At 39.5% G+C, this 16,472-nt stretch carries 15 protein-coding genes and 1 pseudogene; all 16 read right to left on the reverse strand.

The genetic code is table 11. The features are described from left to right. Positions 1–20: 20 nt before the first annotated feature. The 16 genes and pseudogenes from H6G76_RS23500 to H6G76_RS23570 all read right to left on the reverse strand — a co-directional run bounded on the left by H6G76_RS23500 (position 21) and on the right by H6G76_RS23570 (position 16,465). Complete coding sequence (locus tag H6G76_RS23500) at positions 21–3,299, reverse strand: putative baseplate assembly protein (protein ID WP_190706320.1); 3,279 nt, start codon at positions 3,297–3,299, stop codon at positions 21–23. Between the two features lie 54 nt (positions 3,300–3,353). Next, positions 3,354–3,749 (reverse strand): GPW/gp25 family protein, encoded by a 396-nt coding sequence (locus H6G76_RS23505; RefSeq protein WP_190706323.1) that lies wholly within the window; start codon positions 3,747–3,749, stop codon positions 3,354–3,356. A gap of 28 nt (positions 3,750–3,777) precedes the next feature. Beyond that, on the reverse strand, positions 3,778–4,092 hold the full coding sequence (locus H6G76_RS23510) for a phage baseplate assembly protein V (RefSeq protein ID WP_190706326.1): 315 nt from the start codon (positions 4,090–4,092) through the stop codon (positions 3,778–3,780). A 63-nt stretch (positions 4,093–4,155) separates the two neighbouring features. Beyond that, positions 4,156–5,409, reverse strand: coding sequence for a phage late control D family protein (locus H6G76_RS23515; protein ID WP_190706329.1), 1,254 nt, complete (start codon positions 5,407–5,409; stop codon positions 4,156–4,158). 4 nt (positions 5,410–5,413) lie between these two features. Beyond that, positions 5,414–6,043, reverse strand: a complete 630-nt coding sequence (locus H6G76_RS23520; RefSeq protein ID WP_190706332.1) for a LysM peptidoglycan-binding domain-containing protein — start codon at positions 6,041–6,043, stop codon at positions 5,414–5,416. A 30-nt stretch (positions 6,044–6,073) separates the two neighbouring features. Beyond that, positions 6,074–7,501 (reverse strand): hypothetical protein, encoded by a 1,428-nt coding sequence (locus H6G76_RS23525; protein WP_190706336.1) that lies wholly within the window; start codon positions 7,499–7,501, stop codon positions 6,074–6,076. A gap of 413 nt (positions 7,502–7,914) precedes the next feature. Next, positions 7,915–8,349, reverse strand: a complete 435-nt coding sequence (locus H6G76_RS23530) for a phage tail protein (RefSeq protein ID WP_190706339.1) — start codon at positions 8,347–8,349, stop codon at positions 7,915–7,917. 23 nt (positions 8,350–8,372) lie between these two features. Beyond that, positions 8,373–8,519 carry a DUF6760 family protein gene (locus H6G76_RS38115; protein ID WP_313934821.1) on the reverse strand — a complete coding sequence of 49 codons (147 nt, stop codon included), beginning with the start codon at positions 8,517–8,519 and terminating at the stop codon, positions 8,373–8,375. Positions 8,520–8,539: 20 nt separating this feature from the next. Continuing rightward, entirely contained in the window at positions 8,540–8,905 is a 366-nt protein-coding gene (locus H6G76_RS23535; RefSeq protein ID WP_190706343.1) for a phage tail assembly protein, read from the reverse strand. Next, on the reverse strand, positions 8,905–9,342 hold the full coding sequence (locus tag H6G76_RS23540) for a phage tail protein (RefSeq protein WP_190706346.1): 438 nt from the start codon (positions 9,340–9,342) through the stop codon (positions 8,905–8,907). The genes H6G76_RS23535 and H6G76_RS23540 overlap by 1 nt, the downstream gene beginning before the upstream one ends. Before the next feature lie 24 nt (positions 9,343–9,366). Then, a complete protein-coding gene (locus tag H6G76_RS23545) occupies positions 9,367–10,506 on the reverse strand; it encodes a phage tail sheath subtilisin-like domain-containing protein (RefSeq protein ID WP_190706348.1) in 1,140 nt (379 codons plus the stop codon). A 102-nt stretch (positions 10,507–10,608) separates the two neighbouring features. Further along, entirely contained in the window at positions 10,609–11,802 is a 1,194-nt protein-coding gene (locus tag H6G76_RS23550) for a phage tail sheath C-terminal domain-containing protein (protein WP_190706351.1), read from the reverse strand. A gap of 71 nt (positions 11,803–11,873) precedes the next feature. Next, complete coding sequence (locus H6G76_RS23555; protein WP_190706353.1) at positions 11,874–12,482, reverse strand: carboxypeptidase regulatory-like domain-containing protein; 609 nt, start codon at positions 12,480–12,482, stop codon at positions 11,874–11,876. Between the two features lie 3 nt (positions 12,483–12,485). Continuing rightward, positions 12,486–13,058, reverse strand: a complete 573-nt coding sequence (locus H6G76_RS23560; RefSeq protein WP_190706356.1) for a DUF4255 domain-containing protein — start codon at positions 13,056–13,058, stop codon at positions 12,486–12,488. Beyond that, positions 13,055–14,059, reverse strand: a complete 1,005-nt coding sequence (locus tag H6G76_RS23565) for a hypothetical protein (protein WP_190706359.1) — start codon at positions 14,057–14,059, stop codon at positions 13,055–13,057. The genes H6G76_RS23560 and H6G76_RS23565 overlap by 4 nt, the downstream gene beginning before the upstream one ends. A 1,203-nt stretch (positions 14,060–15,262) precedes the next feature. Next, positions 15,263–16,465: pseudogene (locus tag H6G76_RS23570) on the reverse strand (ISAs1 family transposase). Between the last annotated feature and the right edge of the window lie 7 nt (positions 16,466–16,472).

Here is a 16,472-nt window from a genome sequence, read left to right on the forward strand (position 1 = left end):
TGCTGCTTCCTAACTGTCTATTAACCAACCGTAACTTCGGAATTAATGTCGGCTTTGACATCAATTATGTGTTTGCCACTGCAAACTAATGCATAGGGAACTATATTGATTTCTACAGAACTATCCGGCGTGATTTGCCAGCTACGGTTAGTGTTTGTATCTCTAACAGTCATCGATAGGTAACTGACACGATCTAAGTTAGGGATGGAACCTAACAAACCATAAAAATCAGACAAGCAAGGTAAGCGTCCAAATTGCCAACCTTGATTGGAGTAACCGCCAGCTAAAGGATGCAGAAATGCATTGAGCTTTTGGATTACCATCTGGTCTACAAACGGTACTGCATCGACCTCAGCCGCGAACAGCCTTGTCTGGATGCCAATCTCGATATAAATGGGGCCACAAACATGAAGATGTTTGGGTGAGGTAACAACATTTGCAGTATGGTTCCGCAGGTATTGCTCAACTGTTTGTCTTAGTTGTAAAGAGGGTTGGGGTTTTGCTTCGCTGCTTTTAGGGACAATGACGACCGTAACCCAACCTGGTTGGCTCTTTTTTTCGTCATTAAAATTGGGCAGGCACTTGACACGCGCAACGCTGCGAGAAGCTTGACGAGTCAACCATTCAAAATCTCCTTTGCTGACGGCGCGGTTACGATGTTTCAACATTTGTGGGCCGCGTTTGAGAGCTTGTTCTAACAACTCGCTATCTGAACCACCTTGGGCGGCTTCTGGGTTCGTAACGCTATCAACAAAAGCAATCGAACTTGTTAAACTGGTGATTTCAAAACTACCAACATTACCTTGTTCTCCACCACCAAATTGATAATTAGCCCTAATATTATTTGTTCCTATGGGTGGGACTGCTCCTTCTACACCGTTACCAAATTTAATCACCCCAAAAGTCTGGTCAATTTCATAATGGCGATCGCTAGATGTAGATTCGATCAAATCATTTCTTGGCTCCCATTTGATCCAAAATTCTCTGGTATTCCCTGCGTCGTCTTTGACTTCATTCACTGAGAATTTATCTAACAGTTCTTTTCTTTCATCCGCAGATAAGGCACTCAATTCATTTACCCAAATTTCTTCTGCAATCGCTGGGTATTTGAACAACTCGAATATTTGCTCGGCTTTGCCATCGCTGGAACCAAGAATTTCATTTTGAATTCTCTTTGTTTGAGATACCCATGTTGTATTTAAATAAATTCCTTTAATTTTAGGAGCAGGAGCAAAGCCTGTAAGCTGCGTATATTTAAGACCTTTCTCCTGGGGCTGAAATTTGTCATTGATATCAACAGCCCGAATCCAGTAAAGTGATTTACCAAAGCGCAAGGTTTGAGCAAAATCAGCCGACCCGAAAAATTCAACTGTTCCGCTTTGGGTCAGGTTGTTAGTTCCATCCCCAACCTCTAGCCTAGACCACTCACCTCTACCATTCTCCCGTCTATAATATTCCCAATTAATCCGGGGCATGTTTGTCTCAGTATAAGCCTGTATTTCCAGAGAAAAGAAAATACTAATTGGACCTTTCAAAGGAGGTGCATCAAAGCCTAAATAAAGAGACTGATGTTCATCTTTTAGAGCCTGGAAGGGCTCGAAGGGAAGAGCTTTTTGGCTTTCTTCAGTTTTATCTTTGTATTGCAGATTATTAAGAAGTAAACAATATTCTAAAGGACTAGCTGAGGGAGCATAGGTAATTTTAAAGTCTTCAAGATGGGGTGGATTAAACCGATATTCACTGATGCTTTCACTAGTTACTTGTCTCCCATAAATGCCATTAACCAAGCGTACTCTCAGCCAGTATTTTTGCTGACCATTAACTAATGTTGGTTTGATATCCTCAGGACAGGTAAAAGTAATTGCTGCAATTTCTCCATCTTGCTTAGTCAAATTGAGTATTGTTTTATCTGGTTCTTCCGCAAATGTTAAAATATTCCAGCCTGTGCCATGCCAATATTCCCAAGAAAGAATTGGGTCTTTTATTTCAGTGCTAAAGTCTTCTTCTGGTTGGATAATTTTAAATTGCAGAGTTAGAGGTGCACCCTTCTTAGAAAAAGCTTCTTGACTAGCAAAATAGAAACTATCCGATAGCCGAGGTTGTTTACCAAAAGGATAAAAATCCTGGGAAATATCAATTGGGACATCATTATAAAATGCCATGTCAGGAGATAGACATGGAGTCGTTTCGTCTTTTACTAATGGTGTAGCTGTGACTTTAATACTGTTTATTTTAACTTGTTGTAAATCGTTGATTGGTGGTAATTTGCTCTCCGACAGCCCATTAACAATGTAGCGAATCCAGCGACTCTTAATACCATTAATCTCTATTTCTTGAATTTCATCGTCATTATTTTTATCTAAAATCAGATTGTTAGACTCAACTCTAAACTCATCAAAGTCACGCCATTCTAATGGTTTATTTTCTTTACATCCTCCGCAGTACTGCCACTTAATTAAATCAGAACCTAAAAGATTTATCTGTGAACACGTTAATTCCAGCGTTATCCGTACGCTAGCTGTAATATTAAAAATATCTTGATGCCCTAAATATAAAATATGTTCTTGTTTATTGATTCCTACAGATAAATCAAAAATTATATTTTTTTCAACTAAAGTATCTGTGTAATAACTAGTAGCAAGTCGATTTTTGATGGTAACTTTCTTCTCAGAGACTTCATCTACTTCTACATACTCAAAACCCGATAGCATACTAGCTTCGCCAATTTTGAGTATGTCCCCTGCATTGATTTCCGAGGTATTGTCTAAAAATAAGCTTGTCTGATTTTGCTGCGCATCCAAAACTAATCTGGCAAAGAAAGCAGTTCGTTTTTCTACTGTCAAGAAATTTGGAGGTGCGGAGAAAATACTATCCTTTTTATTGTTAACACTATAAGCATCAACTAGCTTGGCTGGAGTCGCAAAAATATTCCTTTCCGTCTCAAAAACGATGGAGTCACCTCCTTCTAGGGCTTGAGCAGTCACCTCAGTTTTGGCAGGAATCAAAACAGGTGCAATCGTACCATCGCTCACCTTAAATGTCACAGGTACGCGAGCCTGTGCAGCAGGTAATAGCTTGACACCAAGCATATCGAGGAAAGCGATGAAATTTTTCTCTGGTACCAGGTTCAATTGCTGGAGTGTACCTGTATATAAATGAGCAAAGATTTTGAGCAGTGCTGAACCTGAATCTTGATGTTCAGAAACTATCCACTCCGAAGTATAGAAGGGTACTAGCTTTTGGATTTCTTGTAGAATTGTTTCAAAATTTTTAGAGCCAATTTTTGGTGGTGCTGACATTTTCGTACCTCATTTATTTTATCAAGCACTTTAGTGCTTACTCCCAACTTAAAATCATCCACCTTGGAGATAAAACGGATAAACTAAATTGAACTCATTATTTGTCTTGCGAACGCAATAATTAATATCAATCAAGAGTTTGCCAATATTATTTTGCTCCGCTGAAACTTTAACCTCATCCACATCAATTCTGGGTTCCCAACGAGTTAAGGCTTCACGTACATTTAACTCTACTGAACCTATAGTTGCCATACTGAGGGTTGCAAAGACAAGATTATGGATACCGCAGCCAAAATCAGGTTGCATAATTCTTTCGCCTTTTGCAGTAGCAAGAATTATCCAAATTGCTTCTTGGATGTCTTTGTCATATTCGGACATTGATATTTTTCCAGTTGGGATATCTACTTTAACTGGAAATTTCCAACCGACCCCTAAAAATTCTTTAGCCATAGCGACTTCGTACCTCTTTTTGATTTGATTATGCTTCTGTATCTTTGAGATTTGGATAAATAAAACCCATTACAAAAGGATATTCAAAATTATCTTGCTCAAAGGCAACTAATACCACGTCATGAACTTCTATTTGAGGAGGAGTACCTTTAATCGGTGTAATAATTCTTGCCAATATCTCATCATTTGTGCCATCAGATTTTTTTCGCCATTGAAATTTTATTTTTACTTTTCCAGTACTTAGCTCTGATATATTCGTTACGGTGGCAAGGGCGACACCTTTGATAAGTGCGCCACTGCTTTGGTCTTCAGATTGAATTGAAAGATTATGTAATTGACTCATGATAAGTAGAACGATGGGAAAAAAAACAAACTATGTAACAGAATGTAAACTTAAAGGGGAAGCTTACATTAGCTTTTTAGTATTTGCACCACTCGACCTATCTGCTTTATCTGCTTTACTTCCCTCTGAGCCACCGAATGGTGTTGCTGTTGATGTTAATGTTATCTCATTTTCATCGGGTACTTTTTTGACATTAAAAGTTGTTTTGTAGCCGGAGTTACTAATACTGTGATTTGTCTGACTAATGTAATAAGTTCGGCTGAATTTTGTACCTAAACCTTGAAGGTTAATATTTGTGCCAGCCAAAATATCAGGAATACCAATTGATTCTCCACTACCTTTGAGGACTTCTTCATTTTTTTTCAATAAAATAGATTTTGCGAGGCTTTTGGCATGATCTTCGGATGATACAGTCTGTTTTACTTGCTCTTGTAGAAGTTGCTCGGTTACCTTTTGGCCTGTTAGAGCTTTAAATGCCTTTTTAATAGAGATTTTTGCAATCTCATCATTTAATATCCTTGCTGTGCCGACAATATTAATTTTTTTCTCAGTATTTTGCCCCATTACATCTACTTGAACAAGTCGCTCAGCAATATTAAATTCTGGAGAAAAACTGACTAGACTTTTCTCCCACTCTAAAGTCACAACTGGTTCTGTTTTATATGCTGGCTTGCGGAAAAAAAGTGCTTTTCCAAACACAAAAAATTCATAATAATTCCTTTCAGCTAATCGCTTTAAAAATTCAAAATCATTTTCTTTTTCTTGCTTGATAATTTGAGGATGTTTGACATCCGATTTCTCAATACTGTCTTGCTGAGCAAAAGGTGTATTAGCACTAGGAGAAGTTTGTAGACCATATTCTGAAGCCAGAATTTTTACTACCTCACTATCAGTTGTATCTTTCCACGATCGCGGTTTGTTTTCCTTCATCATTCGATAAGAAATATCAAAACCACCTACTTCTATCTGGGGAGCGCTACCGGAGGGAAAAGTTACTTTAACTGATGTAAGTATGCCAAACATCAGAGTTTTTCGTTGACTGCCATATCCTAGTTTGATCTCAACTTCTGCATCAAAAACTAGTATTTGTTCAACAAATGACCGCAGTTCTCTCTTAGTCGCATCAAAAGCATTATTAACGGTAAAGGAAAAAGTATCAGCACCGTCTAATGTATTGTCAATAGTGACACTGGAAACTTCTATACTTTCCTTTGTGTTCTCCTGACCTAGTTTGAGAATATCATTGCCATCAACGATAATTTCAAAAAAAGGAGCGTATAAATTTTCGTATTTTGCTTCTAATGCAACAATGTCCATAAGGTCATTTTAAAATTGGAATAACAAGCTCTGTACCGATAGCTAGAATTCTGGGGTTACTAATTTGATTGGCATTAGCTATGGAACGCCATAAACTCGAATCTTCGTATTCTTTATGTGCTATTTGCCAGAGGCGATCACTTTGCTTTACAGTTATTCGTTTGGTGCGATCACTCGATTCTTTACGTATAGCTTGCAACTGCTCGGTCAGAGTTCTATATTCTTGGAAAGTAACACTAAGAGTTGCTCTTACTGGAATACCGGAGTCTAAAAATAGGGTGAATTTCTGCGTTACTTGTTCTATAGTTGCTTTAAAATTTAGTGATGCCCAATGAAATTCACAAATTGGCGGAGCATGAAGAGCCGGGTCTATATCCAACAATGATGTAATTTTTTTGGTGTAGTATCTGACATCCTGCCGCTTTTCATAAGAGTCAAAAAATAAATCCATTGTTAGAGTTTGAGTATTTCCACTAACAAATTGGGTAACGGGTGTTGAAGTTCCCGGCACTGCTATCCGTTGAAATTGATTGCTTGTCTCAAGTGAATATTCAGTGGGATTAAATAATACTTGGATTGTTTCTCCCGAACGGCTGCCATTTATTGGTTTAATTGAAGCTTTTTCTAAAGCCATTTTTATTTCCTTAATTTTTAGTAATTTTTCTCACAGCATTCCTCTTCTTTGTCGCTCTATTTTTATTTTTCGCTCAATCACTTGATACACCTTATCTGCAAGACTGTTTACATCTATAATTGGCATATTCAAGTCATTTTGCTTTCGGGTTGCTGGGTCATTTTTTAGCTCAACTTTGCTTTTTTGATTTGTTTGAGTAGAAGCAATATTTGCTTGAGGCTGAACAAATTCCATTGCAACTGCATTTGAGTAAGATGCCGACTTGGGTTGATTTTTGACAGCAGTATTATCAACTGGCTTTTGGATAATAAGATTTTCATAATTTGAGTCAAGCTTGCTTAATCTTCTCCTGCGAAACTGATGTGACGCTATCAAATTATCCTGAAAATTAGGAAAATTATTAGCGGCTTTTCTATACTGCAAGATAGATTGTTTTTTGGTGGTTTGTAGTCGTTGAATTAAATTTGAACTTGACTCAACTATTGATGTTATCTGATTCATATTTGCTAAATGAATCAGTAGAGGTTTTTTATTCTCCGTCAGCAACACAGGATTTTTTACTTGAGAAATCTCAGGTTCAAAGTTAGATTTTTGTACTAACTGTAGATTCTCATTTTGGGAAATAATATTTCCAGGTTGTTGCAAACTAAATGTTACAGGTGTCTCAAAATTTACAACATCAGACACAACGTCAGATTTTACTTGGAATGGCAAATTAAGTTGACTAATTTGCTCTTTTTGCCTAGCTCCAATGTTTACTAGTTGATAAGACTGAGATAGGGATGTTCTGGTAATCAAAATTGTGCTATTTTGTGAGAAAGTCAATCCGCTAAATATCGAATCTTGCAGTTTGTCTTGTACTGGCACATTTTTTTTCACAATTGAATTAATTGAATTCCAGAATACGTCTTTGTACAAATGTACCTGGTTGATGATATTTTCTGGCACAACTGGAGCAGGTATTTCAAAACCTACAGCATCAGCTTTGGACGTAAATAAGAGAACAGGTTTATCTTTTTGTCTCGGTCTAATTTGTAATAGCTGATTAAGCCAATATTGGAATATTTTGGTAATATAAATTGCACTACTTGGCGAGAAAATAAATCTACCAGCTTGCGAACTTTGCAGTTGCGGTTTGCTCTCCCTAAGCAAAATTGTTTGCTCAATTGAATTCAAGAATATATTTCTGTGCGGATGTGTCTGGTTAGTTATAGTTTCAGTCTGAGATACAAACAAAGCTGGTATCTTTGTTTTGGTAATCAGAATTGCAGAACTTGGCGATAAGCCCCATTCACCAGACTGAGAAATTTGAGATTTGCTTGAATCAGGCACAAATCTTTGGATTACTCTATTATTAAATACATCCCTAGGCAGATGCGTCTGCGAAGTGGTATTTTGCCGATGGGCTATACTAAATACCTTTGCTAGCTCATAAACCTGAGATAGCGATGTTTTCATAAGAGAAATTGCGCTGTTCGTTGACAAAGTAGTCGAGACAGTAAATTTATTAGAGGGTAAATTTTGGAGTTTACTTTCGACGAACAGCAATCTTTGAACTACTGTATCGAAAAAGAACAGTACGTTCAAATTCAAATTTAGTTGAGTGAGGGAAGGTGGCGTAGAAACTACCTGATTTTTGAAAATCTGGGTTGTATTAAATACGCTCCATTCACTGCTTATTCTTTGGAGTAGGGTCAATTCCGAAAACTTAAACTTTCCCAGTTTGGTTCTACTATATTTATCGGCGATATGTTTGCACAAATCATCATTAGCCAACCCGAAGCTGCGAAATTCTAAATCTAAAATTTGCTTCGCTAATCTCCCCCTTGCTATTGGAATAAATGGTTGAATGCATTTCATAATAAATTAATTCAAGTTTTCCATAAACCGTTGTGAGCAAGTTCTAAAGTTTCTAGAGCAACAGTGTTACCGTCTGCTTTTAAATCAGGACCAGCCCATTTAACTGGATAGGCATCAGAGAAATTCCAACGCCACTTTTCGCTACCAGTATTGTCCAAGAGAACAACAGAACCGTTTTGTCGCTTAATATCCCCATTAATGACATTTTGGTGCCACTGCCAAAGCTCAACCGACTCGGTGATTCCGCGTTTGAGAACCAGATTCGGAAATTTTGTCCCCTTTGGTAGTCGATGTACAAAATTATTCACGCCGCCTTCATGATAGTCTTCTGTTTCTGTTTCTGCTTGCAAACCAGAGACTTCAGAAAAGCCTCCGACTACTAGACCCTTAATTTCAACCCAAAAGTTAAAGGCTGCATACGGGTCGTTTCTTTGTCCTACAACCATGAATTTTTCCTTGACTACAACCTTTATTGATTGTCTGCATTACTATTTAATTTGCGATTGATCTTGGATATTTCCTCACACCAAATTTGGCGATCTCGATGTTCCATTTGCATAATGTCGTCATAAGACCACGGGAAGTGATATGCAATAAAAGCTACCTCTTCATACAATTTGTCTAAGGGGTAGCCAACTATACTTCCCCCAGGTTGTTGTCCTCCACTTCATACTCATGTCCGCACTTCGGGCAGACTGTCTTAATATTTCCTGTGCCATCTTCATTAATACGACGGTAGAAGTCTTGCAGAAAAGCCATGTCAGTCGCAAACAGCCCTTCAACAATTTTCGGATTGATTTGCTCCACGGAACCCAAACGGGTAATGACCCTAGATAAAAGGATAATAACTAAATAACTTGGGTTGTTCTGCACGCGAGGGTCTTTCATGGGTGCAATCTCGTCGAAGGCAGTTGCCAAACGCATCACCCCTTCTCGGTGGAGATTACCATCCGAGTCCACATAGCCACGAGGCAGAGAAAAAGCAAACTCAGTTTGTAGCATTAGCCTTTAGCTACTCCCTCATGAGCAATTTCAAAAGTTTCAATTGCTACTTCGTTTGCTGTCGCATTGAAGCTAGCACCAGTCCATTTAGTGGGCCAAGCTTCGCGAAAATTCCACCGCATTTTTTCTTGTCCCAGGTCATCTAAAAGAACAATCGAGCCGTTTTTGCGCTCTACAGCGCCCTGTACAGCTTTGGTTCGCCATTCCCAGAGTTCTTGGTCATCAGTGATCCCATATTTGAGGGAAATATTTGAATATTTTACCAAACCAGTCAACTTGCGGACTGTGAGAAATTTCTCGTTGCCTTCACGATATTCGATTGGGTCTTGGGCAGAATCCAACCCCGAACATTCGCGAAAACCAGCACGAGTAATGCCATCAATTTCGACTAAAAAGTTATAGGCACGATATGGATCTTTGCGAACACCAGTTGTCATAATCAAACCTCCTGATTTTGTGTTTTAATTTGTGATAGTGATGCCGTTAGCACTTTGGATAATCCGAACAATGATGAATTCACCCGGAACGACTGGAGCTAAAGCAATCTCAATTGCTACGTTCCCTAAATCTCTACTTTCCGGGGGGTTAGTTTCTTCGTTGCATTTGACGTAAAAAGCTTCCGTGGTTAAACGACCCTTCAGTGCTCCTTGTTGAAACAGGTCATATAAATGAGCGGTTAATTCTCGCTCGATATTTGCCCACAACCTGGTATCGTTGGGTTCAAATACCATGTCTGCCATATTCATCTCTAACCATCGCCTAACTGTCAGGAACAGTCTACGCACGTTGACGTAGAGCCAGTCCGGCTCTAAACTCAGTGTCCTCGCTCCCCAAACTCGAATACCGCGTCCAGGAAATGCCCGCAGACAATTGATATTTTCCGGATTAAGTTCATCCTGTTGGTTATTGGTCAGGGCAATTTCTAGGTCGATTACACCCTCTAATATTTCGTTTGCAGGTGCCTTGTGAACGCCAATGAGCTCATCACTACGGGCATATACACCAGCAATATGACCACAAGGCGGAATAAAATAACTGCCCTCTCGGTGACCGTCGGCGATGCGAATCCAAGGGTAGTATAAAGCACCCAAAGCATCTCGGCTTCCAGTTAATCTTTGCCGTTGTGCCTGAACTTGTTCGAGGTTCGCTCTAGGTAGGGAGTCTAAAATAGCAAAGCGATCGCCTAAACGACTGCAATGCTCCAAAACGGCTGACTGCATAACCTGTATCCTATCAGGGTCAATTTTTTCAGGAGGTTCACCCATAATATCCGGCACACATACCAAATCAATGGTATTTAGACCTTCCAGTGCAGTTAGTCCCTTAGAAAGTGCATTTAAATTAGCGTCTTTGAGGCGCACCACGTAGCACAAGCTACCTCCATTTTGGAAAAAGCCCCGCACAGCATAAGCTAAATAACTATTGGGCAAAGGTTCTCCAAATAACTGCTCGAACTCAGACCAATGTGTTAAAGTTTGAGGCTGATCGATGTCAATTACAGTATTTTCACAGAGTCCTAAAAATGCTGGTACGCCTGTACAGAGTTGAACCTTCGGCTCTGATAAAATATATTCTTTATAGACACCTGGGGCTTTGTACATAATAGTTTCCTAGCTATTCTACATGGGATAGCGTGCCTTCTCTACAAAACGCTTCGCGAACGGTATCGCCTACCCAATCGCTGCTTGTTATTAGTTTAGTTATTAGCCATTAGCTTTTGGTCCAGCCCACTGACTGATACGGAAGATGACAAACTCAGCTGGTTTGACAACTGCCACACCAATTTCTGTGACAACCTGACCTAAATCTCTAACTTCCGGTGGATTAGTTTCTTCGTCACACTTGACGTAGAAAGCTTCTTGGGCAGTCTTGCCAAATAAAGCTCCATCACGCCAAACATTAGTCAGAAAGGCTGAAACATTGCGGCGGATTTTAGCCCACAGTTTAAAATCGTTAGGCTCAAAGACTGCCCACTGAGTACCTTCGTCAATGGATTCGCGCAGGTAAAGAAACAAACGGCGAACGTTGATGTACTGCCACTCTGGATCTTCTTTGCTTGCGAGAGTCCGCGCACCCCAAATTAAGATATTGTTGTTGCCACTAAATTTGCGAATCACATTGATTCCATCTGGATTCAATCCTGCCTGATCTGCTTTGGTGACAACAATCTCCACTCCTTCTGCACCACGAATTACCTCATTAGCTGGTGCTTTATATACTCCACGCTCAGTGTCAACACGAGAGTATACTCCAGCAATATGACCGCTAGGAGGGACAAAAATATTCTTGTCTGTGATGGGGTCGAAAACCTCAATCCAGGGAAAATAGATAGCACCATAGCTACTATCTCTAGTTCCTCCTTGAATCGCCTCTTTAGTGAGGTTGAAATTAGTAACTTCTTCATGCCGACCATCTAAAATTGCAAAGCGATCCTGCAAATATTGGTCTTCACAATGCTCCAAAACAGCATTCTGGACTTCATCACTAATCGCACCAGGTACGACGACTATGGCAATCTCATCAATAGGCTTGAAAGTTTCTAAGACTGCTCTGACATTTTCGGCATCGATTTCATCAGCGATGCGAGCTATCCAGCAACGGGTGCCACCATTGTTAAAAAAGCCGAATACAGCATGAGCTAAGGTTGCATTACCCTCGTGAAAGTCGCCAAACCTTGTCTTGAACCTTTCCCAACTAGTAATTAATTGTGGCTGATTCACAGGAGCTAGGGGGTAAGTTTCTGGTAGCTGGTTAAATTTTACTGGCTTATTTGGCATTGTCACATTATCGTCCACGCGACCGATAAACCCAGCAATACTAGTCCCGACACCAGCAATCGGTTTACTACCTGAGGATCCCTCTTCAACATATACTCCTGGTGCTTGATATACGGGCATTGTTTCTACTCCTCTGTGCTAAATTTTGTTTTAAATCAGGTTGGACATAGAGCATTTACCTAGAACGAGCCTCATCCTTGTAAAACAAAGTTCAAAGGTAGCGGCAAATCTGTACTGGAATGACTGATTACTACTGATTGAGAAATGGGTTTATAACCCTGTGCAGATACAATCACAATGCGCTTTATCTCTGATGATTCCAACCCAATCAGTGAATATTGCCCTTTGTCATTACTGAATGTACTTTCTGTGCCGCCCTTTACCCGCACTTCTGCCATGAAAACAGGTTCGCCATTCTGGTTAGATATATTACCCTTGAGGACAGTGGGTGGCAGTGCCATGTCAGCAGCAGTCACGATAATTTTGCCCTCAACCTTGGGGGGTACTGTAACCCTTATCATCGCTGTACCGTAGCGTCTAGCCGCATTTGGTAGTGATGCAGTCAAACTATACTCACCCTCAGGTAGATCCCAGAAATGGAAGTACCCATCAAAAGTGGTTCTAGTCAGATTGGGGTAATACTTGCCATGCTGCAAAGATTTTAGCTTCAGCCAGTCGGTGAAAGCCTGAGGTGCTTTGGTAATCATAACCTCGACGTTGGCGATCGCTTTTTTGGTTTGGGCATTCGTTATCTGTCCTGCGATCGCTACTTGATGTCGAATTAGTTGCCACTGCACCATTGACTAAGCCTCCCTTGAACCAGGCTTTAGGCGGAACTGGGCATCTGTTACCAGTGGTGTTTCCACGGGCTGAGATGGCTCTACACCAATAGTTACGGTGTAATTGAGAGATGCCTTCGGCTTACCTCCCAGTGCCTGCCAAAATTCGCCTAAACTTTGCAAGCGACTAGGCTGTAAAGTACTCGTTGGTAGTGGTGGCTCTTGCCCTGCCAAACTGCCTTCGAGTACGCTCTCTGGCAGGTTGGGATGCCGTAATAGCACCTTCATCACCTCACCCAACAAACTGTGTTCGCTCAAAACATCTCCCGACCAAGCAGTCACCAAATAAGAACAGTCCACCCGTACTAAAGGCGGTTGTCTGCGAGCAACACCATTACTTTGTCGCTCTACCAACCACTCATTGCTGCGTAGTTCTAAGTTCTCCCGTACATCATAGAGAAAGAAATCAACTGTTCTTTGATTGGGATGAAATTTATCATCAGGTGTATCAAATACAACGGTGACTTCCTCAGAAAAAACATTCAGTAATTCAGCCTCAAGAAGTTTTTTCAGGCTATTATCTAAATCCTTGATCATTTCATCTCATTCGCCCTACGAGAAGCTCTGACGGGAATGCTTTCTGGTGGTTGCTCCGATGCTTTTGCAGTTAATAAACTATCTTCGCAATAATCTTCTTCTTTTGGCTCAATATCCTGTGCTTCCCGGATAAATTGATCCCTACGGGTTTGCAGAAACTTGTCATAGCTCTCCCAAACTTTCTTTTCCTTTTCCGCAATTTCCAACGAATTTTTATGCCAGTAGAAGTACTTAAACACTGCCAGACAATATTGCCTCAAATGTTCCGTCAACTCTGTCTTTAACCATTCATGGTCTTTTACTATTAAATTTTGTGCTTGCCACTTTGTATCTTCTTTTTTCAGTTGTTTTACTTCTTGTAAAATAGAAGCAAATTCTAGGTTATAGGCATACAGTGCTTTATAATTTGCTGTGTCAAGAAGGGGTTCTGCCTTCTTATATAATTCATCAAGCTGCTTGAACCAATTGGTAACTGTGTCTTTGAATTTTTTATTAGTTTCAAAATTTTTCCCTGCCCTATTTTTTAGAGCCAGTGCTTCCTCCTTGCGACAATAATGACCATTTTCTAATTCCTTCCACGCAGATTCCCATTGCTTTTTGAGATCGGCTTCCACTTCCTCGTAGGAATTCTCTCTCAGTTCATCTATAGCTTTACGAATTTTTGCTCCAGGATTATCATTGTCATTAGTCCAGTTATAGAGCTTTTTGTAGTTCTCCTCAGCCTTAGGTAACTGCACTCTCAGAAAAGTTGAAAAGTACTCCTTTTGATAATCGTCAACAATCTTGGGAATTTCTTCTCTGTATCCTTTTTCGAGAATGTCAATATCTTTTTTGAACTCCTTGGTTGCTTCTGAATCTGGGCTCTCTTCCTGCTCCTGTTGAAGTCTCTTTTGCAATCGGTGAAGCAACCGAGCAACTGTCGGTTCTTTGTCGAGTTGTCTCGCTTCTTCAAATTCACAAGAGTCATTGTCATAAATGACAATGATAGTCTCAATTCCCATATAACAACCTTCCTACATTTAATAGAATTTGTCAGACTCAATAACTTCGCTATATTTAAGGAATTTTTAGGGTTATTGTTTTTGCCCAACCCTAGATAAAGAGATGTTAATACATGAAATTCCCCTCGTAAATTGGCAAAGGTATTGTTAGCCCAGGTAGTTTTTCACTCTCTCCTATTAAAAGGAACGAGATCGCAATTGTGACCGCAACCATAAGCCATCCGTTGTTTATACCAATTTCATGTGAAGTTGCGCATATTTAGATATACCTAAATCCTCCTGAAAAAGGGGAACCACTGCGTTGGGAGGCTTTACCGACTTGAAGCAAGTAGTGTGGAATTTGATAGATTTCTTACGGTTACCTCTTAACAAAGAGGGCTAGGGGGGATCTCATTCTATGCAGCTTCATAAAGAACAGGTATTAGTTCATTAGTAGGCAAAACCTAATATGATGCAGATTTTCTTCTTGCAACTTGTACATCAGCATAAATACTGATGTTATTCATTTTTTCCTTATACTCTCTTATTTGCTCTTATACTCTCTTATTTGCTGGATGAATAAGTCAAGGAGATTTTACAAGCCGTTATAAATAAACATAAGAATTAATATCTCTTTTCTGTCACTTTCCGGGATAAGCAAGTAGTAAACAAGCCCTTTCATCCATAAGCATAACAGGAGAACTCTTGCATAAATACTTGAGTTTTTAAACCCGGATTTCTCACAAGCAGTAAAAAATCAATTTATATGACCTGATATAAGGCTTTTCTTGATACATCATCAATCAAAATTTAGGCGCAGATATAAATTAAGTATAAAACCGCACTTGCAAAGTTAAAATAGTCACTATGTTTTTACTGTTAGTAAAATCAAAATGCTCTGTTCATAAAATTAAGCATTCCAAAACAAGACTTGAATCAACTCAAGCCTAAACTATCATTATTAGAAATAAATCAAAAGCCAGGGAAAACGCACCTTATTTCCTAACAAAAACTAATCAGGATTTCAAAATCATTTATATAAGTGTAAAGTTTGACAAAACAGATAAACAGAATAAATCGATTCTTTGGCTAAGACGTAAATTAGCTTATCTCTAATGAAAGAACTCTTGTCTAAGGATAAATTAGCTAACTACTCAGCCATGAATAAGTAAGCTTATCCCTCAAAATAAGTAACAAACATAACTAAATTATTGACAGGTTAGTTTACCCTAAAGATAAAACTCTTTCTAAATATTTATTGTCCATTGCTGCCAGGAACTGTTTATTTTTAATTCCACGTTTCACACGCTTCTCTTTACCTAAAAGATTTACGGCTATCTGCCGCATTACTGCAAAATTGTGTGGAGCATTATCTTTTCTAATCCGACAGTCATCTTCTTTTAAAGCTACATCTAATAACGGCAGTCGCTACAACGGGGGGAACCCCCGCAACGCGCTGCCTCCCCAATGCAATGAATTTTCTATCCCCCAGTGGCTGCGAACAGAATTAGCGAATTGTTTGGCATTATCTTCTAGACTACTAATAAAATAACGAGTCTCCACTGTTGTTTTACCATCTACTTGTCGGACGGATTCTACCATCCCAATACTATTAAAGTTTGACCAAACTGAATCAGGATCAAGCCGAGATTGAATTCCTGTTAACATTGCATAGTGGCGGATTTCATGACGACCATGCCCATGTTCTTCTGTTTTGTATGTGCTATGTTGAAAATCTTGAAAACCCTTGCCTATCTCTGCTTTAAATAGTTGCTCTACTTCATCATACAGATTACCTTGATTCTTTTTGAGAGTAATTACATAATCTGCGTTTTGTTGGCTAATTAACTTCACAATCTCCTTCTGGCAACCGATGGCATCAATTGTCACAATACAACCAGATAGTTCTAATACTTTTATTAATTCGGGAATTGCTTTAATTTCATTTGATTCCTCATCCACCTTTACCTGCCCTAACACTAATTTATTTGTAGTTGCCCACGCGCTTACCATTTGTATTGCACTTTTGTCACTGCTTTTATCATGGGAGCCACATAAAGTTTTGCCGTCAATTGCTACTACTTCACCATCCGTCCTAATCTGTATTGACTTTATCCAATTTAAGAAACATTCTTGAAATTGCTGCGGATTCAACTGTGCAAATACTCGTGCAAATGTATCGTGCGTTCGCGTAGCGTCTCCGTCAGGAGATGGTACTCCGTTCGGTAGCTCTAAAAACGTTTTCAACCACTCATATTTTGTGCAGCCATACAATTCAATTGCTACCCAACTGTCTGCTCCACATATCACTGCACATAAAGCAATTGTGAGAATGTCAATTAAATTGTGTCGCTTCGTGCGGTCTATTCTTGGGTCTTCCATTACGGCAAAGTGGTCAGCAATCGTAATTTTGGGCTTGAGCTTCACGCTTTTC

The sequence above is a fragment of the Nostoc sp. FACHB-152 genome (genome assembly GCF_014697475.1).
In the GTDB taxonomy this organism is placed as follows: Bacteria; Cyanobacteriota; Cyanobacteriia; order Cyanobacteriales; family Nostocaceae; genus Nostoc_B.